This window comes from Luteimonas sp. YGD11-2, assembly GCF_004118975.1.
GTDB lineage: Bacteria > Pseudomonadota > Gammaproteobacteria > Xanthomonadales > Xanthomonadaceae > Luteimonas > Luteimonas muca.
Window position 1 is genome coordinate 317074 of the sequence record NZ_CP035376.1, and the last position, 26731, is coordinate 343804.

Consider the following 26731-nt stretch of genomic DNA (forward strand, 5'->3'; position numbering starts at 1 on the left):
CCCGTTCGCGGGAGAAGGGCCCCGCAGGGGCGGATGAGGGTGCTCTACGCGGCGTCGCGCGTCGACTGCAGGGCCGCGACCGGCACGTCCATCGCCACCGACACCGCGAGGTGGTCGGACAGCGCCGCCGGCATCGCCTGCATGTCGTTGCAGACCAGCGAGCCGGTGGCCAGCACGTGGTCGATGGCCTTGGCCGGGCGCCAGCTCGGGAAGGTCTGGATCGCGCACGACGGCGGCTGCAGCGAGGTGTTGCGATAGAGGATGTCCATCTCCGGGGTGTCGGCGGTGCAGTTGAAGTCGCCCATCAGCACCGCGTTGGGATGGTCGTGCAGCAGCTCGGCGATGAACGACAGCTGCGAGCGGCGCGACTGCGCGCCCAGCGACAGGTGCGCCACCGCGATGCTCAGGCCCTCGGCACCGTCGCCGAAGCGTGCCAGCAGCATGCCGCGGCCCGATATGCGCCCGGGCAGCGGATGCGACTGCACCTCGACCGGCTCGATACGCGCCAGCAGCCCGTTGGCGCTGGAGGCGAGGTTGGCGACATTGCGGTTGGGCTGGTGGGTCCACCAGTCGAAACCGCCACGCTCGGCGAGGTAATGGGTCTGGTTGGTGAAGCCCGAGCGCCAGCTGCCGGGGTCGGCCTCCTGCAGGCCGACGATGTCGTGGGTGCCGGCGAGCTGGGCGATCTGGTCGAGCGCCCAGCGCTTGTTGCCCGCCGGCAGCACGTGCGACCAGCTGCGGGTGGCGTAGTCGCTGTAGCGGCGCGTGCTGGAACCGGCCTGGATGTTGGCGCTGAGCAGGCGCAGGCGGCGGGTGGAGGGGTCGATCGCCATCACCGGTGCGTCGGGAGAGACGCCCGCACCGTAGCCACTGGCGGGTGACGGCGGCGCAGCGTGCGCGGAACCGGCGCCGGGCGGCGCGGTGCGATGCACGACCAGTGGCGACATCACCGCCAGGACACCTCAGCGCGCGTCACGTTCCCGCGCGACCAGGTGCTCGACGGTGTTGAGCTGCTCCTCGAACGCGCGGCCGCCCAGCACGCGGTACCTGCCATTGACCACCAGCGTCGGGGTGGCGTCGACGCCGGCGCGCGCAAGGAACTGCTCGGCACGCTTGAGCTTGGCGTTGACGGTGAAGCTCTGCATGGTGCTGGCGAACTGCGCGGCGTCGGCACCGTGGTCGGCGTAGAAGCCCGCGATCTGCTGGTCGCTGGCGTTCTGCGGCGACAGGCGGCGCTGCACGTGGATGGCCTCGAACATCGCGTCGTGGGTCCGGTCGACCAGGCCCATCGATTCGGCGGTGTAGAAGGCACGTGCGTAGGGCATCCAGGACCCGCCGAACGGCGCGGCCAGCGGGGTCACGCGGACGTCGGCGGGCTGGCGCTTCTTCCATGCCGAGAATACCGGCTCGAACGCGGCGCAGGCCGGGCAGGTGTAGCCGAACACCTCGACCACCTCGATCTGGCCGTTGAGCGGCTGGAACGGCTGGCCATTGGCGATGGTGACGAAGTCGGTGCCCTCGACCGGTGCCGGGCCCTGCGGCGGCGTGGCAGCCGGTGCCGGGGTGGCGGCGTCGGCGTCGGCTGCCGGATCGACAGCAGCGTCGGCGTCCGCGGACGGCTGCGCACCGGTATCGGCGGTTGCGGCGTCCTGCGCGGGTGCGGGGTTGGCGCTGGCGGCGTCGGTGGCGTCGGTGGCGGTCGTGGCGCTGTCGGTGGTCGCGGTTGCGGCCTGGTCGCGATCGCCACAGGCGGCCAGGGCGGCGGCCAGCAGCAGGGAAACAAGGATGCGTGACGTGCTCATAAGCGTGAAGGACCTCGGCTCGAGAAGAAGGGGGAAGGGCTCAGCCGCCGGCCTGGCGCTCGGCGGCAATCAGCTGCTCGGCCGTGTGCAGCAGCTCGCGCAGGCTGCGCGCCTGCACCCGGTAACGGCCGTTGATGATGAGGGTGGGCGTGCCCTGCGCGCCACTGCGCAGCAGGAAATCGCGCGCATCGTTCAGCTTCTGCCGGGTCTGCGCGCTGGTCATCGCGGCGTCCAGGCGGGCGCGGTCCACGCCCAGCTGCTCGTAGAACCAGGCCAGTTCGGCGGTGGTGGCGTTGCGCGGCAGGCGACGCGCGCGGTGCATGGCGTCGAAGGTCGCGGCGTGCGTCTGCTCCAGCGCGCCGATCTCCTCGGCGGCGAAATAGGCCGTGGCGAAGGCATCGTCGGGCCGGTACACCACCGGCAGGTAGCTGAAACGCACGTCGTCGGGGAGCGCGCGCTGCCACGGTTCGATCAGCGGATGCAGGTCGGCGCAGTGGCCGCAGGCATAGGAAAAGATCTCCACCACCTCGATCCTGCCGTCGGGCGACGCCAGCGGGCGGCCGTCGGCGATGCGCACGTAGTCGACGCCCTCCACCGGCGCGTGGCCCTCGTGGGCGGACGCGAGCGGTGCGGCAAGCACCAGGCAGAGCGCGGCGAGACGGATCAGCAGCCGGCGGGACAGGTGCATCGGGAGACTCCGTGGAAGACGGGACGGGCCGCAACGAAAACGCCGGCGCGTGTGGCACGGCCGGCGCGCTTCGGGGTGCAGACGGGGCGATCACGCGCCAGGCAGCGACGGCGCCACTCACTGCTGCTGGACGGGCTCCGCCGACTGCTCGGGGTCGATGCCGCTGGCTTCCGGCGAACCCGGCGCGCCGGCCGGCGGGTTGCCGGCTTCTGCGGGGTCGAGGTAGCGCGTATCGGCCGCAGGCGCGCGCGTTTCGGCCGGTGCCTCGGCCTGCAGCTGCGCCATCTGCGCGCGGGTGGCGGCATCCGGGCGTGGGTGCAGGCCTTCCATGTAGCTGGCCAGTGCCTGGATTTCCTCGTCGCTCAGCGGCTGCGCGATCGTGTGCATGATCTGGAACATGCGGGTATCGCGCTCGCCGGTGGTGCCGTCGCGGAATTCCTGCAGGCGGCGCGCGGTGTACCACGCCGGCTGCCCCGCCACGTGCGGATACGACGGCCCGGGCATGCCGGCGCCGGTCGGGCCATGGCAGGCCATGCAGGCCGGAATCTGCCGCCCGGTATCGCCGCGCCGGTAGATCTGCTGACCGACCTCGTAGAACTTCATGCCTTCGTAGTCACCGGCCGCGACCACGCCATCGTCGGCGATGCCGGCCTGCGCCGACTGCATCGAGTAATAGGCGCCGACGTCGCGCATTTCCTGCGCGGAGAGCATCTGCGCGAACGGCTGCATGATCGGGCTCGGCCGCTCGCCGCTCTTGAACAGCGCCAGCTGGTGGGCCATGTAGGGCTCGTTCTGGCCGGCGATGCTGGGATAGATCTCGCGCACCACGCTGTTGCCGTCGAGGCCGTGGCAGGCGGCGCAGGTGCCGGCGATGGTGGCACCGCGCTGGGCATCGCCCCACTGGGTGTCGGCGAGTTCCGCCACCGCGTTGTCTTCCAGCGGCGCAGCCTGGACGGGCGCGTCCTCCGGCAACGGCAGCGCGGTGGACTGTGCAAAGGCCACGGCACCCATGACGAGGGCGGCGAGGCCGGCGATTCCGTAAACGCGGGCTTGGCGCATTGCTGGGCTCCGACAACATGAATCGAACGCGAACGCGCCCGGGATCGCCGAATTATCGACGCGTGCCGCAACCGGGGTCAAACGGCGCCGGCAGCCACCGGGCCTGCGCACCGGCGGGAAAAACGGGCGGCACACCGGCGCCCATGCGATCCTATCGCCCATGACCAACTTTCTTGCCCGCTCCCGTTACCGGCTGGCGGCGCACACCCCCGCCCAGCTTCCGCCCGACATCGGTTACGAGGTCGCCTTCGCCGGCCGCTCCAACGCCGGCAAGTCCAGCGCCCTCAACGCGATGTGCCAGCAGAATGCGCTGGCGCGGGTCTCCAAGACCCCCGGCCGCACCCAGCAGCTGGTGTTCTTCCAGGTCGAGCCCTACGAGGACCGTCACCTCGTCGACCTCCCGGGTTATGGCTACGCCAAGGTGCCCAAGGACCTGCAGGCGCACTGGCAGGCCTTCATCGCCGGCTACTTTGCGCGCCGCGAGGCGCTGCGCGGGCTGGTGGTGGTGATGGACATCCGCCATCCGTTGCGCGACTACGACCGGCAGATGCTCGGCTACGCGGTGGAACGCGGGCTGCCCGCGCACGTGCTGCTGACCAAGGCCGACAAGCTGGGACGCGGTGGTTCCGGCAACGTGCTGCTGCAGGTGCGCCGCGACCTCCAGCAGGCCTATGGCGACTCGGTCTCGGTGCAGACCTTCTCGGCGCTGCACAAGCTCGGCATCGACGAGGCCTGCGGCGTGGTCAACGCCTGGCTGGAACTGCCTCCGCCGCGCTGATCCGCGCCGCACGGCGAAGCACGCCCGCTGCGCGGTGACGGGCCGCGCCCGCAGGCGACGCCGCGGCCCGAACTCGACATGCATGGCCGATGCATCGGCGATTGTGACGTTGCCGGTGACGCAGCGGGCCATGCGCGTGCGCCGTGCCGTCGATGCCGCGGGATATAGTGGCGCCCCCGCGACGTGCCGCCAGCGCGCGTCCTGCAAGCGTCGACGAGCCTCCGCCACGTGCCCACCTCAAGCCCTTCCCCCGATGCCCCGATCCTCGACCCGCGCGAACTGACCGCGGAAATCGCCTCCGGCGAGAAGCCGCGATCGGACTGGCGCATCGGCACCGAGCACGAGAAGTTCGGTTTCCGTCTCGACGACCTGCGCCCGCCGACCTTCGACGGCGAGCGTGGCATCGAGGCGCTGCTGGACGGCCTGACCCGCTTCGGCTGGGACCGCGTGCGCGAGAACGGGCGCACGGTCGCACTGCTGCGCGATGGCGCATCGGTGACCCTCGAGCCGGCCGGCCAGCTGGAACTGTCGGGCGCGCCGGTGGTGGACATCCACGAAACCTGCCAGGAGGTCGGCAACCACCTCTACGAGGTCAAGGCGGTCGCCGACGAGCTGCGGCTGGGATTCCTCGGCATGGGCTTCCAGCCGAAGTGGCGTCGCGACGAGATGCCGTGGATGCCCAAGGGCCGCTACAGGATCATGCGCGACTACATGCCCAGGGTCGGCAGCCTCGGTCTCGACATGATGACCCGCACCTGCACCGTGCAGGTCAACCTGGACTACATCACCGAAGCGGACATGGTGAAGAAGTTCCGCGTGGCGCTGGCCCTGCAGCCGATCGCCACCGCGCTGTTCGCCGATTCGCCGTTCACCGAAGGCCGGCCCAACGGCTATCTGAGCTACCGCTCGCATATCTGGACCGATACCGACGCCGACCGCACCGGCATGCTCGACTTCGTGTTCGAGGACGGCTTCGGCTATGAGCGCTACGTCGACTACATCCTCGACGTGCCGATGTACTTCGTCTACCGCAACGGTGCGGATGGCAAGGGGCATTACCACGACGCCAGCGGGCAGAGCTTCCGCGCGTTCCTGCGTGGGGAACTGCCGGGCCTGGAAGGCGAGCTGCCGACGATGCGCGACTGGACCGACCACATGACCACCGCGTTCCCCGAGGTGCGGCTGAAGAAGTACCTCGAGATGCGCGGTGCCGATGGCGGCCCGTGGAACCGGCTGTGCGCGTTGCCGGCGTTCTGGGTGGGGCTGCTGTACGACGATGCCGCGCTCGACGCGGCCTGGGACCTGGTGCGCGACTTCACCCGTGCCGAGCGGCATGCACTGCGCGACCACGTGCCGCGCACCGCGCTGGCCACCCCGTTCCGTGGCCACAGCGTGCGCGAGCTGGCCATCGAGGCGCTGAAGATCAGTGCGGCCGGGCTGCGTCGCCGCGACCGCCGCAACGCACAGGACATCGACGAAGTGCGTTTCCTCGAGCCGCTGATCGAGCTGGCCGAAGCCGGGCAGACGCCTGCCGAGAGCAAGCTGGAACTGTTCCACGGGGAATGGCACGGCGACATCGATCGCGTGTTCCGCGAGTTCGCGTACTGACCTGCATCGCCCGCCGCGGATGCACGCGCGGCGCGCGATCGATGTTCAGTCGTCGCCGCGCAGCCAGCGCGACAGCCGGCGGTGATAGTCGACGCGATGACTGGGCTTGCCGGTGCCGGCCAGCAGGTGCGTTCCGCCGGGATAGACCACCATGCGCACCGGCGCCTTCGAGCGCCGGGCCAGCCGCGCAAGCAGCTCTTCCGACTGCCCGAGCGGACAACGCTGGTCGTCGTCGCCCTGCAACAGCAGGGTGGGCGTGCGGATGTCATCGGCATAGGACAGCGGCGACAGCCGGCGATAGCGTTCGTGGGCGTCATCGACTTCGCCATCCATGCTGTACGGGTCGACGTAGTAACCCGAGTCGGATGTGCCGCTGTGCGATTCCATGTTGATCACCGGTGCGCTGATGCCGGCGCGCGCGAAGCGGCCGTCGTGGCCGATCGCCCATGCGGTGAGATAGCCGCCGTAGGACTTCCCGGTGCAGGCCAGCTGCTCCCCCGCAATGCCTTCGGCCTGCAGCGCCTCCACGACGGCGAGATGCTGCGGCAGGTCGAGCTCGCCCCAGTGGCCGTTGAGCCGCTCGGCGAACCGCGCACCGTAACTGCCGGAGCCGACCGTGTTCGCGGCGACGATGGCCCAGCCATGCGACAGCAGGTCATACCCGTACACGTGGCTGGCGAAGTCGATCAGCACATGGCTCTGCGGGCCGCCGTGGAAGTCCACCAGCAACGGGAACGGGCCTTCGCCCTCTGCCGGCAGCAGGACCCAGGCGTCGATCTCCTCGCTGCCGCCGTTGCCGTCGGGCACCTGGAAGCTGCGCTTGTCCACGCGCGGAGCCGCGCGGTCTTCCTCCCAGTCGCGGTTGAAACGGGTCAGCACGCGTTCGGTGCCCGGCGACCAGGTGGTCGCGTGCAGTTCGTCCGGGCGCTCCACGCGCGCAGCCACGAACACCAGGCCATCGCCGGCCGCGCACAGTGCGGCCGCGTGTTGCAGGCCGTCGTCCACCCGGGTGACGACGCCGCTGGAGATGTCCACGACCACCACTTCCTGCAGACCACGCCGCGCGGCGATGGTGGCGACGCGATCGCCGTCCGGGTGCCAGACGATGGTCGAACCCTCGAGCTGCAATTCGTCCGCGGGCCTGCGCAGCGAGCCGTCGGCGATATCGACCAGCCACAGCAGGCTCAGCGAGTCGCCTTCGGTGACGGTTCCGCCGAGCGCCAGCGTGCGGCCGTCAGGCGACCAGGTGATGCCGGCGATGCTGGCCAGCCCGTCGGTCAGCAGGCGTGCGTTGCCGCCATCACCGTCGGCCAGCCACAGGTCCATCCGGTGACGCTGGCTGCCATCGCGCGTACGCACGTAGGCGAGCGACTTTCCATCCGGCGACCACGCGGCTTCCACGACGTCGAAATCACCGCAGACCAGGATCTGTTCGTCGCCACTGTCGACATCCATCGCGAGCAGTACGGTGCGGTGGCCCACCTGTGGGCCGCTGCCATCGAGCTTCCATGGAAGATGGGTCACCACCCACGGCCGGTTGCTGCCGTCGGTGGCGTCGTCCGCGTCCTCGGACCAGGGCGTGCGTGCGGAGAGCAGCACCCGCCGTCCGTCCGGCGACCACTGCATGAGCGCCTGCAGTTCGCGCTGCGACCCACCGACCTGGCGCGCTTCGCCGCCGTCCAGCGGCAGCAACTGCACCTGCTTCGCTTCACCGGCGCGCGCGGAAAGAAACGCGACGTTGCGGCCGTCCGGCGCCAGCGCCGGGGATGACGCGCTGAAGACGTCGGTCGTGAGCTGCCGCGGCGCGGTCTCGGACGCGGTGTCGAGCTGCCACAGCACGGTGCGGTAGCTGTCGGAATCGCGCATCGCCTGTGAACTGGAGAACACCACCCGCGGATTGCCGGGGCACCCCTGGAGTTCGGACAGTGTGATGTGGTTGAAGAGGTCATCGATGCAGAACGCTTGCATGCATGCTTCCTGTCGGATCCCAAAAGAAGACGCCCCCGAAGGGGCGTCGTATGCCAGCAGTAGAGCCTTCGGTGCTCAGCGGCGCTGTTCGCGCTCGTTCTGGCGGTTCTGCTGGTTCTGCTGGTTCTCGCGGTTCTGCTCGTTCTCGCGGTTCTGCTGGTTCTGCTGGTTCTGTTCGTTCTGGCGGTTCTGATCGTTGTTCTGGTTGTTCTGGTTCTGCTGATTGTTCTGGTTCTGCTGGTTGTTCTGGTTGTTCACGTCGAATCTCCAGTCGTTGGGGGTTGCCTTGCGGCAGCAGCAGATCACCACCGCCAACTTCAAAAGTGCGTGGAACGCGCGAGGCCATAACTGAAAGGTTCAGTGGCCCGTAGCGAACGCCGAAAAAGCCTTGTTTTCAAGCGCAGTCATGGACGTGTTTTCACTGTGAGTGGCCAAGGGAACGCATCCCGTAGGATCGGCCCGACCCGCTTGCGCGTCGGATAGGGGTTCAGTTTCCCGTGACGCCCCACGTCATCAGCGATGGTCTGCAGAGGAGTTTCCCCGTGGCACTCGATCTCACCAACATCAAAGGCTGTCCACTCGAACAGCAGCGCTTCACATGGCGCGAACTCGTCCAGCAACCGATCAGCAAGCTGGACGATGACACCTTCACCCGCGTGCGCATCATCCTGCTCAACGGCCTCGAGCATGAGGCGTTGCGCTTTTCGCATGCGTTCGCGCGGATGAATCGCGACATGCGTGCGCCGCTGGCGCGCGTGCGCCGGGTCGAGCAGCACCAGCACACGATGATCAACTGGCTGATCGGTGCCGACCACTCGCCGCTGGAGACCACCATCGCCTACGAGCAGGTGGCCATCGAGATCACCGCCGCGGTTGCGCAGGCGGAGCCGGATCCGTACCTGGCGCAGACCTACCGCTTCGGCCTGCTCGAGGACTTCGACCACATGTACCGCTACTCGGCGATGCTCGACCGGCTGGAAGGCAAGGATGCGAACAACATCCTGCAGTGCTACACCGACATCCTTCCGGGCCGACCGACGGTGGTCGAACACCGCCACCCCGACGACGACCTGCGCAATCCGTTCGATGCCAAGACCGCGCATCCGCTGTCGAAGCTGCACGCGCTCACGATCATGGCGGCCGAGCAGCAGACGCACAATTACTACATGAACATCGGTCCGCTGTTCACCGATCCGGTGGCGCGCCTGCTGTATGCGGAAATCGCCTCGATCGAAGAGCAGCACACCACCCAGTACGAGTCGATCATCGATCCCGACCAGACCTGGATGGAACAGTGGCTGATGCACGAGTTCAACGAGGTCTACAACTACTACGGCGCCGTGCAGCAGGAGGTCAACCCGCGCATCAAGGCGATCTGGGAGCGCTTCCTCGATTACGAGCTGGGCCATCTGCAGTACGTCATGGAGCTGTTCAAGCAGGTCGAGCGCCGCGACCCGATGGAGATCATCCCGGCGACGATGCCCGAGCCGATCGCCTTCGCCAGCCAGCGCGACTTCGTGCGCCAGGTGCTGCTGCAGGAAGTGGACCTGCGTGCCGACGGCCCGGATTTCGTGCCGATGGAGCAGGAGGCCGATGGCTCGCGCGCCTACCGCAGGCAGCTCAATTCGGAAGGGTCGCCGACCGAAGCGGTGCCAGCGGGCTATGTGTGGAACCCCGGAACCGAGCTCGCCCTGCCGGCCGAGCAGCAGAAGTAAGCGTCGAGGAGACGAATCATGGAAAACGACATCCGTACCGGCACCAACCGCACCGGCATGAAGGCGTCCCCGGTGGACGCGCGCAAGCTGCTGGAAGTGCGCGAGCTGCAGACGACCGTGCCCGACCCCGAAATCGATGCGGTGGCGCTGCGTGCCTCCTATCTCCTCGAAGCCGAGCCGGTGGGTTCGATGCCGCCGCCGCCGACGCTGCGCGGCATGGCGGGCACCGCGATGAAGGCGCTGACCGGCAAGAAGATGCACGTGCTGCTCGACAAGATCGCCGAGCGCGCCGCGTTCGAACGCACCGGCACCCGCCTCTACGACATGATGCTGCAGAAGGTGGCCGTGGCCCCCGGCCTGCCGGCCGGCATGACCATCGAAGGCGTGCGCGAGATCCGCGACGAGGAGCACTCGCACTACCTGCTGCTGGCCGCGGCGATCGAGACCCTCGGCGGCGATCCGACCGCGATGACGCCGTGCGCTGATGTGACCGGCGTGCAGGGCATGGGCCTGGTGCAGGCGATGGGCGAGCCGCGGCTGACCATCGCCCAGGCGCTGTCGACATTGCTCGCTGCCGAAGTCATCGACAACGCGTCGTGGGAGCTGCTGATCGACCTGGCCACGCAGTTCGGTCAGGACGAGCTCGCCGCGCAGTTCACCGAGGCGCTTGCCGCGGAGCAGCGCCATGAAGTCACGGTGCGCCAGTGGATGGCCACGGCACTGACGGAGGAAGCGGGGGTCTGATACGACCGCGCCGGATCCACCGATGTGCACGTCGTGGAGGCGTGCCGACCGTGTAGCCTTCGGGCATGCACGCCTCCACGACCGCCGCGCCGCCGCGCGCTTCCGAAGACGACACCCTGCGCGAACCGATCGGGTTCGCCGACACCGACACCCTGCTGCGCGATGATGTGCGCCGCCTCGGCGCGCTGGTGGGCGACATGCTCGCCGAGCAGGGGTCGCCCGAACTGCTGGAAGAAGTCGAGGCGGTACGCCGCGCCGCGATCGCGCGGCGCGAGGCCGCGCTGCCGGTCGACGAACTGGCCGACCAGCTGTCGCGCATTCCGCTCGAGGATGCCGAGGCCATGGTCCGCGCCTTCGCCGCGTACTTCGGCGCGATCAACCTCGCCGAGCGCGTGCACCGCATCCGCCGCCGCCGCGACTACCAGCGCGAAGCCGCGGCGCCGCAGCCCGGGGGGCTGCATGCGGTACTGGCCGAGCTGCGCGACGAAGGCGTCGGCGCCGAGGACGTGGCGGCGCTGCTGCCGCGGCTGCGCATCGAGCCGGTGTTCACCGCCCACCCCACCGAGGCCATGCGCCGCGCGCTGCTGGAGAAGGAGCGCGAGATCGTCGCCCGGCTGGTGGCCGACATCGACCGCGGCCGTACCCCGGGCGAGCGTGCGGTCGACATGGAACGCATCCGCCAGGCGTTGACCGCGGCGTGGCAGACCTCCGAGGCACCGCCGACCCGGCCAACCGTGCTCGACGAGATGGAACACGTCGGCTACTACCTCGGCGACGTGCTGTACCGCGTGCTGCCGACCTATTACCGGGAGTTCGCCGAAGCGTTGGATGCCGTCTACGGGGAGCGCCCGCAACTGCCGGTGGTGCTGCAGTTCGGCACCTGGGTCGGCGGCGACATGGACGGCAACCCGAACGTCGGTGCCGACACCATCCTCGCCACGCTGGAAGCGCAGCGCGCCCAGGTGCTCGGCAACTACGCCGCCGATCTCGGCAAGCTGATGCGCATCCTCACCCAGACCACCGAGCGCGCCGGCATCGATGCCGCCGTTGCGCGGCGGCTGGACGAGTACCGCGCACTGCTGCCCGACGCCGCAGGGCGGCTGAAGCCGCGCCAGGTGGACATGGTCTATCGCCAGCTGCTGGACCTGATGCGCGCGCGCCTCGAGGCGACCGCCCAGGGCGCGGAGTGCGGCTACCGCAGTGCCGGCTGCCTGCTGGCGGATCTCGACCTGATCGCCGACAGCCTGCGCGTCCACCGCGGCGACCATGCCGGCCTGCACGCGCTGGAGCGCGTGCGCCTGCGGGTGCGCAGTTTCGGCTTCCATCTCGCGCGCCTGGACCTGCGACAGGATTCCGCCGTGCACGATGCCGCCATCGCGCAGCTTTCCGGCGACGCCGACTGGTCCGCGCGTCCGCTCGACGCACGCATCGCGGACCTGCACCGCTGGCTCGGCGGTGCCCTGCCGGACACGACACCCAACGACACCACCGCGCGCAGCCTCGCGGTGTTCCGCGCCGTGCGCGAAGCCCGCGCACGTTATGGCGAACACGCGTTCGGCCCCTACATCGTCAGCATGAGCCGCACTGCCGCCGATGCGCTGGCGGTGCTTGCACTGGCACGGATGGCCGGCTGCGTCGAGGACGACGCCGTGCCGCTGGACGTGGCGCCGCTGTTCGAGACCGTCGACGACCTGCAGGCCGCCCCGGCGGTGATGCGCGCGCTGTTCGCCGACCCGGTGTACCGGGCGCACCTCGCGGCGCGCGGCCACCGGCAGACGGTGATGCTGGGGTATTCCGACAGCACCAAGGATGGTGGCGTGCTGGCGTCGCGCTGGGCACTGCAGCGCACCCAGGCCGAACTGGTGGCGCTGGCCCGCGAGGCCGGCGTTGCGATCGTGTTCTTCCACGGCCGCGGCGGCTCGGTGAGCCGCGGTGGCGGCAAGACCGGACGCGCGATCATCGCCGCGCCGCGCGGCTCGATCGACGGCCACCTGCGCGTGACCGAGCAGGGCGAGGTGATCCACCGCAAGTACGGCATCCGTGCGCTGGCGCTGCGCAACCTCGAGCAGACCACCGCCGCGGTGCTGCGCGCGACCCTGCGTCCGCGCGCGGCCGATGCGCGCGAGGACCCCTGGCGCACGCGGATGGCGGAGCTGGCGCAGTGCTCGCGCACGCACTACCGCGCGCTGGTGCACGAGCACCGCGACTTCGTGCCGTACTTCCGCGCGGCCACGCCGATCGACGTGATCGAGCGGCTGCAGATCGGTTCGCGCCCCTCGCGGCGGCGCGATGGCGGGGTCGGCAACCTGCGGGCGATCCCGTGGGTGTTCGCCTGGTCGCAGAACCGCTCCGGGCTGACCGGCTGGTATGGCGTGGGCACCGCGCTGTCGCGCGGCATTGCGCAGTGGGGGATCGAGCCCCTGCAGGAGATGGCGCGCGACTGGCCGTTCTTCGCCGCGACGCTGGACGACATCGAGATGCTGCTGGCGAAATCCGACCTCGACATCTTCGAGCGCTACTCGCGCCTGGCCGGCGAGCTGCACGCACCGATGTTCGAGGACATCGCCAGCGAGTTCCGCCGCACCCGCGACGCGATCCTGGCGATCAAGGGCCGCGACGAGCTGCTGGGCGACGACTACCGGCTCGGCCTGTCGATCCGTCTGCGCAACCCCTATGTCGACCCGATCAGCCTGCTGCAGGTCGAGCTGCTGCAGCGCTGGCGCGCCGACGGCAGCCACGACGACGCCACCCTGCGTGCGCTGATCGCCACCGTCAACGGTATCGCCGCCGGCATCCAGAACACCGGCTGATCGATCCCGGAGTAACGTAGCGGCGACACCCGAACCGGACCGCCGCCATGGCCGATCACGAACTGGTCTTCCACACCAACCCGATGTCGCGCGGCCGGATCGTGCGCTGGATGCTCGAGGAAACGGGTGCCACCTACCGCACCGTCGTGCACGACTACGGTGCGGCGATGAAATCGCCGGAGTACCTGACGATCAACCCGATGGGCAAGGTGCCGGCCATTGAGCACCGCGGCGTCGTGGTCACCGAGGCCGCGGCGATCTGCGCCTACCTGGCCGATGCGTTCCCGCAGGCGGGGCTGGCGCCGGCCATTGACGACGCGCAACGCGGCCCGTACCTGCGCTGGCTGTTCTTTGCCGCCGGGCCGGTGGAAGCGGCGGTGACCGCGCGGGCGCTCGGCAGCCTGCCACCGCCGGAGAAGGCCGGCTTCGTCGGCTATGGCAGCTACGAGCAGGCCATCGACGTGCTTGAACAGACGGCCGCGTCGGCCTCGCCGTGGCTCCTGGGCGAGCGTTTCAGCGCCGCCGACGTCTATGTCGGCAGCCAGGTCGATTTCGGCCTTGCATTCAGGTCGATCCCCGAACGCCCGGCGTTCGTCGCCTGGGCCGAGCGCCTGCGTGGGCGCGAGGCGTACCGCCGTGCGAAGGCCGCCGATGACGCGGCGATCCCGGCCGCCGGCTGAGCACATGCCGGTCCGCGTGCAACTGAGCCGCCGGCGCGGGTGGCGGCTACCCGAGGGCGCCATCAGCGTCGCCCGGCCGACGCGCTGGGGGAACCCGTTCCGTATCGGCGTCGACGGCGACGCCGCCACGTGCGTGGCGCTGTTCCGCGCCTGGATGCTCGCCGATCCGGCACGGCTCGATGGCGCGCGCGCGGCGTTGCGCGGCCATGACCTCGCCTGCTGGTGCGCGGCGGATGCCCCCTGCCATGCCGACGTGCTGCTGGAGCTGGCCAACCGCTGAGGCGGATGGAGTGTCACGCGTGCCGGGAGCTGCAGCGTCCCCCGTCGCGGCAGGGCGCGTCGCTGGCAGCAGGCCCATGATCCGCCGGTGAGCTATACTGCCCCCCACTATCCATCATCGTCTTTTTTGCCATGCCCCATTCGCCCGAGGAAAAGAAGAAGGTCCTCGCCCGCATCCGCCGCATCCGCGGCCAGTGCGAGGGGCTGGAGCGCGCGCTGGAAGCCGGTGCCGACTGCGCGCCGGTGCTGCAGCAGATCGCCGCCATCCGCGGTGCGGTCAACGGGCTGATGAGCGAGGTGCTGGAGTCGCACCTGCGCGAACAGTTCGGCCAGCCCGCCGCCGATGCGGACGAACGCCAGGAACGGATCGCCGAAATGACCACGCTGATCCGTTCCTACCTGAAATAGGACGCGTCCCGCACGCGTCCGACGCCACCCGAGGAGTCCCGCCATGAAATCCCGTGCCGCCGTCGCCTTTGCCGCAGGCCAGCCGCTGCAGATCGTCGAGCTCGATGTCGCCCCCCCGCAGAAGGGCGAGGTGCTGGTGAAGATCACCCACACCGCGTTGTGCCACACCGATGCCTTCACCCTGTCGGGCGAGGATCCGGAAGGCGTGTTCCCCGCCGTGCTGGGCCACGAAGGTGCCGGCATCGTGGTGGAAGTGGGCGAGGGCGTCACCAGCGTGAAGCCGGGCGACCATGTGATCCCGCTCTACACCGCCGAGTGCGGCGAGTGCCTGTTCTGCAAGAGCGGCAAGACCAACCTGTGCGTGGCCGTGCGCGCCACCCAGGGCAAGGGCGTGATGCCCGACGGCACCACGCGCTTCAGCTACAAGGGCCAGCCGGTCTACCACTACATGGGCTGCTCCACCTTCTCCGAATACACGGTGGTGGCCGAGGTGTCGCTTGCGAAGGTGAACCCGGACGCCAACCCCGAGCACACCTGCCTGCTCGGCTGCGGCGTGACCACCGGCATCGGCGCCGTGCACAACACGGCGAAGGTGCAGGAGGGCGACAGCGTCGCGGTGTTCGGCCTCGGTGCGATCGGCCTGGCCGTGATCCAGGGCGCCCGGCAGGCAAAAGCCGGCCGCATCATCGCGATCGACACCAACCCGGCGAAGTTCGAGCTGGCGCAGCAGATGGGCGCGACCGAGTGCGTCAACCCGAAGGACCACGACCGGCCGATCCAGCAGGTGATCGTGGAGATGACCGGCTGGGGCGTGGACCACAGCTTCGAGTGCATCGGCAATGTCGACGTCATGCGCGCGGCGCTCGAATGCGCGCACCGCGGCTGGGGCCAGAGCGTGATCATCGGTGTGGCCGGTGCGGGCAAGGAGATCAGCACCCGCCCGTTCCAGCTGGTGACCGGCCGCAGGTGGCTGGGCACCGCCTTCGGCGGGGTGAAGGGCCGCAGCCAGCTGCCGGGCATGGTGGAGGACGCGATGAAGGGCGACATCCAGCTCGCCCCGTTCGTCACCCATACCCTGCCGCTGGAGCGCATCAACGAGGCCTTCGACCTGATGCACGAGGGCAAGTCGATCCGCACCGTGATCCATTACTGACCAGGCATCTCCCAGCTTTCCCACCCTCACCTTTTCCCGCACGCGGGAGAGGGGTTCAAGACACGTTGGAGGAATCCCATGGAACGTATCGAACATCGTGCGAGTTTCGGCGGCTGGCAGGACGTCTACCGCCATCGCTCGCAGGTGCTGGGCTGCGACATGACCGTCGGCGTGTACTTCCCGCCGCAGGCGGCCGAGGGCCCGTGCCCGGTGCTGTACTGGCTCTCCGGGCTGACCTGCAACGAACAGAACTTCATCACCAAGGCCGGCGCGCAGCGCTATGCCGCCGAGCACGGGATCATCCTGGTCGCTCCCGATACCAGCCCGCGTGGTGACGACGTCGCCGATGCCGAAGGCTACGACCTCGGCAAGGGCGCCGGTTTCTACGTCAACGCCACGCGGGAGCCGTGGGCCAAGCACTACCGGATGTACGACTACATCGTCCACGAGCTGCCGGAGTGGGTGGAGTCCGACCCTGCTGCCAGCGATGCGCGTGCAATCAGTGGACATTCGATGGGTGGCCACGGTGCGCTCACCATCGCGCTGAAGAACCCCGGCCGCTACCGCAGCGTGTCGGCGTTCTCGCCGATCGTGGCGCCGTCACAGGTGCCCTGGGGCGAGAAGGCGTTCGGCGCTTACCTCGGCGACGACCGCGCGGCGTGGAGGCAGTACGACGCCGTCGAGCTGGTGAAGTCGGCGCACGAGCGGCTGCCGCTGCTGGTCGACCAGGGCGATGCCGACGAATTCCTCCATGGCCAGCTGAAGCCGCAGTTGCTGCAGGCCGCCTGCGAAGCTGCCGGGCATCCGCTCGAACTGCGCATGCAGCCGGGCTACGACCACAGCTACTACTTCATCGCCAGCTTCATCGGCGACCACGTCGCCCACCATGCGGCAGCACTGAAGGGCTGAAGTCCTGCCTGCCGCGGACCAACGTGGACCAACGTGGACCAGCACGCACGGGTGCTCCGGTCCGCGCCTGCCCACGCCATCGGTGGCAACGCACACGGTTCCTGCCGCGTCCTCACAGCAGGAAACCGGTGCGCTGGAAGCGGTCCTGGTCCAGCGTGCCGTCACCACGGCGCAGCGCGATCGCCGTGGCGAACATCGGCCCGGCATGCACGACGGTGTGGAACTCCCCGTTCTCGCCGCAGTGGTCGATGCCCGACGGCAGCGCGTCCAGCAACGCGGCGTCGTAGTCGCGGCCGGCGAAGCCCGCGTCCAGTTGCGCGGTATCCACGCAGCACAGCGTCGCACGCAGCCCGCCGGCGAGCATCGTGCGCGCCAGCGTGGTGGTGTCGGCACCGAACAACGGAAACAGCGCCTGCCAGCCGTGGCGCGCGCACAGCGCCTCGCGCCATGCGCGCAGATCATCCAGTGCGAGGTCGCCGAAGGCGATAAGGCGGATGCCTGGCCAGCGCAGGCGCGCCGCATCCAGCGCCCGCGCGAACGCGGCCTCGTAGGCGCGGTTGTCGGCGTCCGCCGGCATCGGCACTTCGATCAGCGGCAGCTGCGCCGCGGCTGCCTGCGCACGCAGCACGTCACCGGCGACGCCCTGCATCGACGCCTGCCCGCCATCGGCGTCCACGGTGGTCAACAGGCCGACGACATCGACGTCGCCCGCCGCGCGCAGCACATGCAGCGCCCACGCCGCGTCCTTGCCGCCGCTCCACGACAGCAGTGCCGGCGTGGCCACCTCAGTAGCGGACGTCGCGCAGTTCCCAGGCCTTGCCGGCCAGCAGCCGCAGGCGGTGGCGCAGGATGTCGCCCGACAGGCTGGTATGCGCCACCAGGTCGAAGGTGATGTCGCCCTCGCCGGTCACCCGTGCCGCCGGATCCACCGGGCCGAGCTCGGGATCGACCAGCTCCGGATCGTCCTGGCTGTCGCGCCAGCGCTCGAACAGCCCGGGCCCGGCCAGCGCGTCCTGCAGCTCTTCGGCCATGCCGGGCGCACTCTGCGAGCGGAATGCGAACGTACCGCTGGCTCTGGCCTGGTCGGGGTCGGGAATGCGGATGTAGTAGGTGGCCATGGATGCGCAAGGGTTGCGGAGATGCGGTGGAGCCTAGCAGCGGGCCACGTGAGGGTGCCGTCCGTGCGCTCAGGTGAACGCGTGCGGCGGCGCCGCGAAGCCGATCGTGAGCGCGCCGGGGCCGACGTTGACCAGCCCGGTCAGGCTCATCACCGTCTCGAAGACCTCGATGCCATGTTCGCGGCAGCTGGCGATCAGGCGGTCGTAGCCCGGCAATGCCCGCATCGCGTCGAGCTCGCCGCCGTAGCTCAGGCACAGCGTGGGCGTCAGCAGGCCTTCGTGCACACGCTCGCAGGTGAAGTCGAACAGCCTGCGCGCCGCGGGTTCGAAGCCGCGCACCCTGTCCACCGGCCCGGTCTCGCCCTGGTGGCAGTGCAGGATCGGCCGGATGTCGAGCGCGGCCCCGAGCGTGGCGGCGAGCAGGCTGACGCTGCGATCGCCGCGACGGCGGGTGCGCTCGCGCAGGTAGCCGAGGTCGCGCGGCACCATGTAGCTGTAGCTGCGGCCGGCAAGGAACTCCAGCCGTGAGTGGATCTCCAGCGCGCTCGCCTTGGCATCGCGCAGGCGTACCGCTTCCACAGGCAGGATGCCCTGGCCTGCGAACACCTGCTGCGAATCCAGCACCTGCAGCGCGAAGGGCGTCGCATGCCCGGCGGCGGTGCGCGGCTGCCGGTACTCGTTGAGGACGGCGTAGCTGGCGTGCCTTGCGTTGTCGTGGATCCGGCTGCGGCTGCGCGCGACGGTCAGGCAGAACACGTGGTCGTAATCGATCACCAGCCGATCCAGGAACAGCGAGCGGATGCGGTCGGCGGGGAAGGCGGCGGTCTGCGCACTGTGGCCACGCCTGCCATGCGTACGGATGAATGCAAGCGTGGCCTGCGGGTCGCGCAGGTCCACGACGCTGGTACCGCCGATGTGCACCGTGGCCGGCAGCAGCACGATGCCCGCCGCGTCCAGCCACTCCGGAGGCAGGTCGCAGGCTGCGTCGACGACGATTCCGATGCGCATGGGCTTGACAGGCGCAGCGTGCAACGGTCGCCGCCGTGCGCGCTTGCGATGCAGGTGTATGGAGGCACGACTCTACGTGATCGGGGAGACAGCCCGCAGTGCCATCGGACCCTGTTGCGATGGCGGGGCGGCCCTTGCATCGCACCGCGTGCATCGGTCGCGCCTCCACGCCGCGGCCCGCGGGCGCCGCTGCACGTAGACTGCGGCCAACCCCTGCTGGAGCATTCCGATGGCCGACGCCGAACTGCGGCTGGCATTGCTGATCGACGCCGACAACGCGCCCGCCTCGAAGATCGAGCCGATCCTCACCGAACTCGCGCGCCACGGCGTGGCCAACGTGCGCCGCGCCTACGGCAACTGGAAGAGCCCGCACCTCAAGGGCTGGGAAGCCGCGCTGCATGCCCATGCGATCCGGCCGATCCAGCAGTTCGCCTACACCAGCGGCAAGAACGCCTCCGACATGGCGATGGTCATCGACGCCATGGACCTGCTGTACGGACGCACGCTCGACGGCGTGGCGATCGTGTCCAGCGATGCCGACTTCACCCCGCTGGTGATGCGCCTGCGCCACGACAACCTACGGGTGTTCGGCTTCGGCGAGGAGAAGACGCCGGAACCCTTCGTCAAGGCGTGTTCGACGTTCCTGTACCTCGAGAAGCTCGGCGTGCTCGACAACGGCGACAGCGGCGCTGCCCGGCCCAGGACCGCCGCGCAGCTGCGTGGCGATGCCACGCTCATGCAGCTGCTGCGCAGCGCGGTGCAGGCCAGCGCCGACGAATCCGGCTGGACGCATCTCGGTGCGGTCGGCAGCCACGTCGCCAACCAGGGCTCGTTCGACTCGCGCAACTACGGCTACCGCAAGCTCAGCGACCTGATCGAGGCGACCGGGCTGTTCGAGGTGCGCCGCACCGGGCAGGCGGTGGAACTGCGCGAGCTGCCGAAGACGCCGGCGCGGCGCTCGCGCAGGGGCGGCGGCGGTGGCGGCGCCACGTAGCGCGGGCTCGTCAGTACAGGTCCACCGGGTCGACGTCGAGCGACCAGCGCACCCGGCGTGCCGCCGGCAATGCGTGCAGTTCCGGCATCGCGCGGTCGAGCAGCGCGTGCAGCGGGCGGCGGCCGGGGCATGACAGCACCAGCTGCGCGCGGTGGAAGCCCGCGCGTCGCGGCATCGGTGCCGGCAGCGGGCCCTGCAGTTCGACCGTGCGCTGGGTGTCGATGGCCGCCATCAGGCTGGCGGCCTCGCGCAGGAATTCGCGCGGCAACTCGACGTGGGCGGCCTCGGCACGCAGCAGCGCCAGATGCGCGAATGGCGGGAAGCCGGCGACCTCGCGCTGCAGCAGCTCCGCCTCGGCGAAGGCCGCGTAGCCGCCCTGCAGCAGGGTGGCCAGCAGCGGATGGCCGGGGTGGTGGGTCTGCAGCAGCACCTCGCCACTGCGCGCGCCGCGGCCGGCGCGCCCTGCGACCTGGATCAGCAGCTGTGCGAGCTTTTCCGGTGCGCGGAAATCGGCGGAGAACAGCCCTTCGTCGATGCCGACCACCGCCACCAGCGCCAGCCCGGCCAGGTCGTGGCCCTTGGCCAGCATCTGCGTGCCGATCAGGATGCCGGCACGCTCGCCGAACGTCGCAAGCGCGCGTTCGATGCCGTCGCGCCGCCGCGTGCTGCCGCGGTCGATGCGCACCACCGGCACCCCCGGAAACGCCTGCACCAGGTGTTCCTCGAGCCGCTCCGTGCCCACGCCCTGCGGCTGCAGCCCGAGGCTGGCGCAGGCCGGGCAGGCCATCGGCGATGGTTGGCGATGACCGCAGTGGTGGCACTGCAGGCGGCGGCCCCCGGCGTGCACGGTCATCGGCCGGCCCTGTTCCGGGATGCTGCAGCGCGTGCACTGCGCACTCCAGCCGCAGTCGTGGCACAGCAGCACCGGCGCATAGCCGCGGCGGTTGCGGAACACCAGCACCTGGCCCCCGGCCGCCAGGGTGGCGCCGATGGCCTCCAGCACCTCGCCCGACAGCCCCGCCTGCAGCGGCCGCTTGCGCACGTCGAGCACGCGCACCGGCGGCGGGCGCGCGACGCCGGCGCGCTGCGGCAGGCGCAGCGCCGTATAGCGGCCGCTGCGGGCGTTGTGCAGGGTCTCCAGCGATGGCGTCGCGCTGCCCAGCACCACCGGCACGCCGAGCGCCCGCGCCCGCACCAGCGCGAAGTCCCGGGCGTGGTAGCGGATGCCGTCCTGCTGCTTGTAGCTGCCGTCGTGCTCCTCGTCGACGACGATCAGGCCCGGCTCCGGCAGCGGCACGAACACCGCCGAACGGGTGCCGACGATCACCCGCGCCTCGCCGCGGGCCGCGGCCGCCCACACCTGGGCGCGCTCGGTGTCGTTGAGACCGGAATGCAGCGCGTGCACCGGCACCCCGAGGCGCTCGCGGAAGCGCGCCAGCGTCTGCGGGGTCAGCCCGATCTCGGGCACCAGCGCCAGCGCCTGCCGGCCCTGCGCGAGTGCGTGCGCGATCGCCTGCAGGTAGACCTCGGTCTTGCCGCTGCCGGTCACGCCGTCGAGCAGGAACGCATGGAAGCCGCGGGCGGCACGGATGGCGTCGATGGCCGCCTGCTGCGCCGGGTTCGGTGGAGGGCCGGCAATCGGGGTCGGGCCCGGGCAGCCGGCGGTGCCGACCCGCCCGGCATGGCCGCGGGCGGCGAGGGTGCGGGCCGCGGCGCGCCAGCCGGGCAGGCGGTCGTCCAGCGCGGCCTCGTCGACGACCACGCCGTCCAGCAGCATGGCCAGCACGCGCGGCCTGCCGTCGCGCATGACGGCCAGCGCGGCGCTGCCGGCGGTGGTGAGCGTCCAGCCCCAGGTGCGGGTGTCGGGCAGCGGCTCGCCGCGCCGCAACGTCGCCGGCAGCGCGGTCGCCAGCACCTCGCCCAGCGGCGCATGCAGATAGCGGCTCAGCCAGCGCAGCGACGCCAGCAGTTCGCCGGCCAGCAGCGGCGCGTCGTCCAGCCACGCCAGCGCGTCGCGCAGGCCGTCGGCGCAATGTTCCGGGCGCCCGACCGCGGCCACCACGCCGACCAGCTCGCGCGGGCCGAACGGCACCCGCACCCGGCAGCCGACCGGCTGCCCCGGGAGGGCCGTGCCCGGGGGCGGGAGGTAGTCGAACAGCCGCGGCAGCGGCACCGGGAGCGCCACGCTCAGGTAGGGGGCGTCGGGGGTGCCGTCGGCTGCAGTCATCGGCCGGGCAGTGTACGCGGCGGCCGCCGCGGCGGACCCGGACTTGCGGGCCAAAGCTGCGCCCACGGGCACGAGGTCGAGGTAAACCGCGGTCACACAACGGGTTTCGGCGTTATCCACACCGCCTGTGGATAAACCTGTGCATCAGCTGTCCGTGAAGGCGCGGAAGGGGCACTGCCATCGGCCGCAGGCAAGGTTGGTGAAAAATTAGCCAAAAGCTGTTTTTTCAGCAAAAACAGCGACTTATCCGTGAAACATGGCTGAACACCGCGACTTCAGCGTTGTGCAGCCTGTGTGTACGGCGGCATCCGGGGCCTGTGGGCAACATCCGTGGCGCGGCGACGCCACCGCCGCGCGTTCGCGCTGTTGTCAAGTCGCGACGCAACGCACCGGCTGGCTATCATGTGGCGATGCAATCGCGCCCCCCAGAGCAGCGCCGACCGTGAGCGACGGCCCCAACGCCTCCACCGCGCTGAGTGCGTTCCTGCGCGGCGTCGAGCGACGGGCCGCGCTGTTCGCGCAGTTGCAGGTGGGCAGCGCCGAGTCCGGCGACGCCGCGCTGACCACCGCCATGGTGGGGTTCCGCGATACCGCCGCGCGCACCCCGTTCGGCGACTGGCCGCGCCGCTTCTGGTCGCTGCTGCTGGCCGCCCCGCAGCTGCGCGAACCACCGCGCCGCGAGCACTGGGACGGCGATTTCGGCGTGCTTGGCGAGATCGGCACCGGTCCGCGCGCGGCGCTGCTGCTGCGGCTGGTGGCCAATGTGTCCGAGGGCGACGCCGCCGGGGTCCTCGGGGTGTCGCGCGAGACCTACCGGCTGGCCCTGCGCCGCGCCCTGCCGCGACTGCCGGACGGCACCCCGGACGAGACCCGTTTCCGGGTGCTGGCCGACACCGTGCAGCTGGCGCTGCGCGACACCCCGCCGGAGCGCCTGGCGGAGCTGGCCCGGCTGCGCGACGCCGCCCTGCGCGGGCGCATCTACACCCCGCGCCGGGAACCGCCGCCACGCGTCGTACGCCCGGCCGGCCCGCGCGCGCGCTGGCTGTGGCCGGCGCTGATCGCGGTGGCGCTGGCCACCCTGGCGGCATTTGCGATGACCTTCACCGACGCCGCCGGCGGCGTGGACCTCGACGCCGAGCCACACGGCATCCGCATCGACGCGCTGCCGGGCGATGGCGCGCGTGGGCCGGGGCTCGACGGCGACGTCGCGCTGCTGATCCATCCCGATTTCGAGCTGCTGGCCAGCGACGAGGGCGAGGGCGTGGCCCGCGATCCTGCCTTCATGGCCTGGCTGACGGTGGAGCTGGAACGCGGCGGCGTGGAGCCGGATATCGCCCGCCCGCAGCGCGACGAGGATGCCGGCGACACCGACGAACGCGCACTGGACGCGGGCGCAACGGAGGCGGCCGATGCGCCGTAGCGCCGTGCTGCTGCTGGCCGCCGCCCTGCTGGCGTTGCCGGCCCGGGCGCTGCCTCCGCAACTGCTGAAGCAACTGGACGCGCTGCCGCCGGCCGAACGGGCCCGCGTGCAGCAGCAGGTCCGGCAGTGGCGGCAGATGCCCGCCGACCGCCAGCAGGCGTTGCGCCAGCGCGTGGTGGAGTGGGATGCGCTGGATCCCGCGGTCAAGCAGGCGCGGCGTGCCGCCTGGGAGACCTGGCAGGCGCTGCCGGAAGCCGACCGCGCACGCCTGCGCGCCACCGCCGCCGTCTATGCACGGATGCCGGAAACCCAGCGCCGTGCGCTGGGGGAGCGCTATGCGGCGCTGGATGCCTTCGAGCGCGACGGGTGGCGCCTGGGGCCGGTGCTCGGTGCCGACTGGCCGCAGCTGCACGGCCTGTTCGCACTGGTGCCGGACGACCAGCGGCTGGCGTTGCTGGCGATGCTGCGCAGCCTCGACGACTCCGCACGCGCCGACCTGGCGATGATCGCGCAGCGCACCCCGCCGGAGGAACGCGACGCGCTGCGCCGCAGGCTGCTGTCGATGCCGGAGGCCGCGCGCGCCGACTGGCTGCGCGTGCAGGCCTCGCCGAACTAGTGGCCCGCGGCTACATCGTGAACAGCGAGAAGCCGATCACGCCCACCGCGACGGTACCGAACAGCATCGCGTAGACGTAGCCGATCGCCAGGTACTTGAGCACGGTCAGCCACCAGGCCTGGCGGTACACGCGGCGCTGCATCCACAGCAGGTACAGCGGCATCCAGCAGACCAACGCGAAGACCAGCGCCGACAGTACGGTGCCGATGACGGGCACCCGCGCCCCGGCCCAGTCGCCCAGGGCACTGGTGCAGAACACCAGCAACAGCGCCAGCATCAGCCAGGCGTGGCTGTAGAGCGCGATCACCACGTGCTCGAGGTAGGGCCTGCGGGTGAAGAAGTAGGCGATCCGCAGCAGCACCGCGAACAGCGGCACCAGCACGAACAGCGTGGCCGGGGCGGCGCCGAACAGGAACTGCGCGATGGCGCGGGGGTCGCGGGCCAGCCGCTCCCAGTTGCGCATCGTGCGGTCGACGAAGGCATTGCCGCTGGCGACGGTCTCCGCAGTGCCGGTATCGGCACCGTCGGGATCCGCCGCCGTTGCCGCGGGACGGGCCGCCACCGCGTCGGATCCATCTGCGGGCTCCGGTGACGGCGTCGCGCGCGGGGTGGGTTCGGCGCCGAGTTCGAGGATGCGGGCATCGGCGGCGGCGTCGATCCGGCGCTGTGCCTCGGCGAATACGAAGCCCAGTGCACGCGGGGCATCGTCGCGTGCGAGGTCGCGCAGCAGGTGCGCGCGTTCGCGTTCGACCGCGGCGACCGAGTCCAGCGCGGCGAACGATTCCTCCAGACCTTCCGGCGCCGCGCGCGGCGGCGCCGCCGGACCTGCCCCCTCGGCAAGGCTGGCCGCGTCCTGCGGCAGCGGGTCGGTATCGACGCTGATGACCGGGGTCATCACCAGCTTGGCGGTGAAGAAGGTCAGTGCCGTCAGCACCACGAACAGCCGCAGCGGCGCGATGTAGCGCACCCGGTGGCCGGCGAGGTAGGCATTGGCCACGCGCCCGGGCACGAACAGGTCGCGCAGGGTGCGGAACACCCGGCCATCGAGGTGCCAGAACGACTCGAAGATCTCCTCCACCGCATGGCCGAAGTGGCGGGTGGGGTTGTGCGCCGACTGCCCGCACAGGTGGCAGTAGCCGCCCTGCAGCCAGGTGCCGCAGTTCTCGCAGGTGGACCGGTGGTGCCCGGTCGCGGCCGCGGTGTTCATCGTGGTGGTCCCCGGTGCCGCGGCGCGATGTCGCGGTGGGCGGTTAAGATACCGGCCCGCCGCGACCCGGTGCCAGCGCCTTTCCGGCGCGGCCGCAGCCGTGGTCCGAGCCGTCCATGCCTTCCCCTTCCCCCCGGGCGCCCTTCCGCAGCGAAGTGCGCACCACAGCCGTGCTGGCCGCGCCGCTGGTCGCAGGCCACGTGGCCACCGGCCTGATCGGCCTCGTCGACAGCGTGATCGCCGGCCGCCACGGCACCGCCACGCTGGCCGCGGTGTCGGTGGGCACGGCGATGTTCTGGCTGCCGATCATGATCCCGATGGGCACGCTGATGGCGCTACCGCCGTCGGTGTCGCAGCTCCAGGGCGCCGGCCGCCGCGCCGAGATCGGCCCGCTGTTCCGGCAGTCGCTGTGGCTGGCGACGGCGCTGGGCCTGCTGCTGTTCGCGTTCATGACCCTGTCGGTGCACGCGCTGGCGCCGATGGGCATCGATGCCAGCCTGGTGCCGGGGGCGAGCGCGTTCCTGCATGGCATCCGCTGGGGGGTGCCGGCGCTGACCGCGTACTACTGCATGCGCTATCTCAGCGACGGCCTGCACTGGACGCTGCCGACGATGCTGTTCGGCTTCGGCGGGCTGCTGGTGCTGCTGCCGCTGGGCACGGTGATGACCTTCGGCCTGTTCGGGCTGCCGGAGATGGGGGCGGCCGGGCTCGGCTACGCCTCGTCGGCGATGCTGTGGGCGCAGGCGCTGGGCTTCGCCCTCTACCTGTCGCGCGCGAAGCGTTTTGCCGACCTCGGGCTGTTCGCGCGCTTCGACCCACCGCGCTGGCCGGAGATCCGCGCCCTGCTGAAGGTGGGCCTGCCGATCGGCGTCACCGTGGCGATGGAGGGCGGCCTGTTCGTGGTCACCGCGCTGCTGATCGGCCGCCTCGGCGAATTGCCGGCGGCCGCGCACCAGATCGCGATCAACGTCTCCGCGCTGTGCTTCATGATCCCGTTCGGCCTGGCCGAGGCGACCACCGTGCGCGTGGGCCATGCGCTGGGCCGCGGCGGTGCGCGCGAGGGCGTGCGCCGCGCCGCGCTGGCCGGCCTGGTGCTGGTGCTGGCGACGCAGAGCCTGACCGCGCTGCTGCTGTTGACCGGCAACACGCTGGTGGTCGGCCTGTACACCACCGATGCCGCAGTCGCCGCGCTTGCGGCATCGCTGCTGCTGTATGCGGCGCTGTTCCAGTTCCCCGATGGCCTGCAGGTGCTCGCCGCCGGCGCGCTGCGCGGGCTCAAGGACACCCGGGTGCCGATGTTCCTGGCGGCGTTCGCCTACTGGGGCGTGGGCATGAGCCTGGGCGCCGGGCTGGGGCTCGGCCTGGGCTGGGGGCCGCGCGGCATGTGGACCGGGCTGATCGCCGGGCTGGTGGTGGCCTCGGTGCTGATGGCGGCGCGCTTCGCGTGGTCGCTGTCGCGGCTGCCGTCTGCCGACGCACTGCCCGCCGCACCCGTCGCCACCCCGACTTCCGGCGCATGAAACCGTTCACCGCGTCCCGC

At 70.7% G+C, this 26731-nt stretch carries 24 protein-coding genes and 1 pseudogene; 14 read left to right on the forward strand and 11 right to left on the reverse strand.

Annotated features, from left to right (window positions below):
* Positions 1–44: 44 nt before the first annotated feature.
* The 4 genes and pseudogenes from ERL55_RS01475 to ERL55_RS01490 all read right to left on the reverse strand — a co-directional run.
* Positions 45–833 (reverse strand): endonuclease/exonuclease/phosphatase family protein, encoded by a 789-nt coding sequence (locus ERL55_RS01475; RefSeq protein WP_129137148.1) that lies wholly within the window; start codon positions 831–833, stop codon positions 45–47.
* 129 nt (positions 834–962) lie between these two features.
* A complete protein-coding gene (locus ERL55_RS01480; protein ID WP_129134845.1) occupies positions 963–1802 on the reverse strand; it encodes a thiol:disulfide interchange protein DsbA/DsbL in 840 nt (279 codons plus the stop codon).
* A gap of 40 nt (positions 1803–1842) precedes the next feature.
* A complete protein-coding gene (locus ERL55_RS01485; RefSeq protein WP_129134846.1) occupies positions 1843–2490 on the reverse strand; it encodes a thiol:disulfide interchange protein DsbA/DsbL in 648 nt (215 codons plus the stop codon).
* A 285-nt stretch (positions 2491–2775) separates the two neighbouring features.
* Positions 2776–3549 (reverse strand): annotated as a pseudogene (locus ERL55_RS01490) (c-type cytochrome); the annotation flags it as partial.
* 160 nt (positions 3550–3709) lie between these two features.
* On the opposite strand from ERL55_RS01490, the gene yihA reads away from it, so the two are divergent.
* Together yihA and ERL55_RS01500 are read left to right on the forward strand one after the other, a co-directional pair.
* Entirely contained in the window at positions 3710–4327 is a 618-nt protein-coding gene (gene yihA / locus ERL55_RS01495; RefSeq protein WP_129134848.1) for a ribosome biogenesis GTP-binding protein YihA/YsxC, read from the forward strand.
* 228 nt (positions 4328–4555) lie between these two features.
* The gene (locus tag ERL55_RS01500) at positions 4556–5935 is read left to right on the forward strand and encodes a glutamate--cysteine ligase (protein WP_129134849.1); all 1380 of its coding nucleotides are present in this window, start codon (positions 4556–4558) and stop codon (positions 5933–5935) included.
* 45 nt (positions 5936–5980) lie between these two features.
* Here ERL55_RS01500 and ERL55_RS01505 read toward each other — a convergent pair whose 3' ends face one another.
* Positions 5981–7903, reverse strand: coding sequence for a S9 family peptidase (locus tag ERL55_RS01505; protein WP_129134850.1), 1923 nt, complete (start codon positions 7901–7903; stop codon positions 5981–5983).
* Positions 7904–7978: 75 nt separating this feature from the next.
* Positions 7979–8161, reverse strand: coding sequence for a hypothetical protein (locus tag ERL55_RS14815; RefSeq protein WP_164972087.1), 183 nt, complete (start codon positions 8159–8161; stop codon positions 7979–7981).
* A gap of 284 nt (positions 8162–8445) precedes the next feature.
* On the opposite strand from ERL55_RS14815, the gene ERL55_RS01515 reads away from it, so the two are divergent.
* The 8 genes from ERL55_RS01515 (at position 8446) to fghA (ending at position 16601) form a co-directional block, all read left to right on the forward strand.
* Positions 8446–9618 (forward strand): hypothetical protein, encoded by a 1173-nt coding sequence (locus ERL55_RS01515; RefSeq protein ID WP_129134851.1) that lies wholly within the window; start codon positions 8446–8448, stop codon positions 9616–9618.
* Positions 9619–9636: 18 nt separating this feature from the next.
* Positions 9637–10362: a ferritin-like domain-containing protein gene (locus ERL55_RS01520; RefSeq protein ID WP_129134852.1), complete on the forward strand. Its 726-nt coding sequence runs from the start codon at positions 9637–9639 to the stop codon at positions 10360–10362.
* A gap of 65 nt (positions 10363–10427) precedes the next feature.
* On the forward strand, positions 10428–13172 hold the full coding sequence (ppc, locus tag ERL55_RS01525; RefSeq protein ID WP_129134853.1) for a phosphoenolpyruvate carboxylase: 2745 nt from the start codon (positions 10428–10430) through the stop codon (positions 13170–13172).
* A gap of 47 nt (positions 13173–13219) precedes the next feature.
* On the forward strand, positions 13220–13852 hold the full coding sequence (locus ERL55_RS01530) for a glutathione S-transferase family protein (RefSeq protein ID WP_129134854.1): 633 nt from the start codon (positions 13220–13222) through the stop codon (positions 13850–13852).
* A 4-nt stretch (positions 13853–13856) separates the two neighbouring features.
* Positions 13857–14132 (forward strand): DUF4326 domain-containing protein, encoded by a 276-nt coding sequence (locus ERL55_RS01535; RefSeq protein WP_129134855.1) that lies wholly within the window; start codon positions 13857–13859, stop codon positions 14130–14132.
* Positions 14133–14263: 131 nt separating this feature from the next.
* The gene (frmR, locus tag ERL55_RS01540; RefSeq protein WP_129134856.1) at positions 14264–14539 is read left to right on the forward strand and encodes a formaldehyde-responsive transcriptional repressor FrmR; all 276 of its coding nucleotides are present in this window, start codon (positions 14264–14266) and stop codon (positions 14537–14539) included.
* 43 nt (positions 14540–14582) lie between these two features.
* Positions 14583–15692: an S-(hydroxymethyl)glutathione dehydrogenase/class III alcohol dehydrogenase gene (locus ERL55_RS01545; protein WP_129134857.1), complete on the forward strand. Its 1110-nt coding sequence runs from the start codon at positions 14583–14585 to the stop codon at positions 15690–15692.
* Between the two features lie 78 nt (positions 15693–15770).
* A complete protein-coding gene (gene fghA / locus ERL55_RS01550) occupies positions 15771–16601 on the forward strand; it encodes an S-formylglutathione hydrolase (protein WP_129134858.1) in 831 nt (276 codons plus the stop codon).
* A 112-nt stretch (positions 16602–16713) separates the two neighbouring features.
* Here fghA and ERL55_RS01555 read toward each other — a convergent pair whose 3' ends face one another.
* The 3 genes from ERL55_RS01555 to ERL55_RS01565 all read right to left on the reverse strand — a co-directional run bounded on the left by ERL55_RS01555 (position 16714) and on the right by ERL55_RS01565 (position 18727).
* Positions 16714–17385 (reverse strand): ATP-binding protein, encoded by a 672-nt coding sequence (locus tag ERL55_RS01555; RefSeq protein ID WP_129134859.1) that lies wholly within the window; start codon positions 17383–17385, stop codon positions 16714–16716.
* A gap of 1 nt (position 17386) precedes the next feature.
* A complete protein-coding gene (locus ERL55_RS01560) occupies positions 17387–17719 on the reverse strand; it encodes a hypothetical protein (protein WP_129134860.1) in 333 nt (110 codons plus the stop codon).
* A 69-nt stretch (positions 17720–17788) separates the two neighbouring features.
* A complete protein-coding gene (locus ERL55_RS01565) occupies positions 17789–18727 on the reverse strand; it encodes a DegV family protein (protein ID WP_129134861.1) in 939 nt (312 codons plus the stop codon).
* Between the two features lie 229 nt (positions 18728–18956).
* Here ERL55_RS01565 and ERL55_RS01570 point away from each other — a divergent pair, with 229 nt between their 5' ends.
* A complete protein-coding gene (locus ERL55_RS01570; RefSeq protein ID WP_129134862.1) occupies positions 18957–19721 on the forward strand; it encodes an NYN domain-containing protein in 765 nt (254 codons plus the stop codon).
* 10 nt (positions 19722–19731) lie between these two features.
* Here the strand turns inward: ERL55_RS01570 and ERL55_RS01575 are convergent, their stop codons facing one another.
* Complete coding sequence (locus ERL55_RS01575; protein WP_129134863.1) at positions 19732–21948, reverse strand: primosomal protein N'; 2217 nt, start codon at positions 21946–21948, stop codon at positions 19732–19734.
* A gap of 442 nt (positions 21949–22390) precedes the next feature.
* On the opposite strand from ERL55_RS01575, the gene ERL55_RS01580 reads away from it, so the two are divergent.
* Together ERL55_RS01580 and ERL55_RS01585 are read left to right on the forward strand one after the other, a co-directional pair.
* Positions 22391–23368: a hypothetical protein gene (locus ERL55_RS01580; RefSeq protein ID WP_129134864.1), complete on the forward strand. Its 978-nt coding sequence runs from the start codon at positions 22391–22393 to the stop codon at positions 23366–23368.
* Positions 23358–23984 (forward strand): DUF3106 domain-containing protein, encoded by a 627-nt coding sequence (locus ERL55_RS01585; protein WP_164972088.1) that lies wholly within the window; start codon positions 23358–23360, stop codon positions 23982–23984. The genes ERL55_RS01580 and ERL55_RS01585 overlap by 11 nt, the downstream gene beginning before the upstream one ends.
* Before the next feature lie 10 nt (positions 23985–23994).
* Here ERL55_RS01585 and ERL55_RS01590 read toward each other — a convergent pair whose 3' ends face one another.
* Positions 23995–25191: a DUF3667 domain-containing protein gene (locus ERL55_RS01590; protein ID WP_129134866.1), complete on the reverse strand. Its 1197-nt coding sequence runs from the start codon at positions 25189–25191 to the stop codon at positions 23995–23997.
* A 116-nt stretch (positions 25192–25307) separates the two neighbouring features.
* Between ERL55_RS01590 and ERL55_RS01595 the strand changes: the two genes are divergently transcribed.
* Positions 25308–26711, forward strand: coding sequence for an MATE family efflux transporter (locus ERL55_RS01595; protein ID WP_129134867.1), 1404 nt, complete (start codon positions 25308–25310; stop codon positions 26709–26711).
* The last annotated feature ends 20 nt before the right edge of the window (positions 26712–26731 follow it).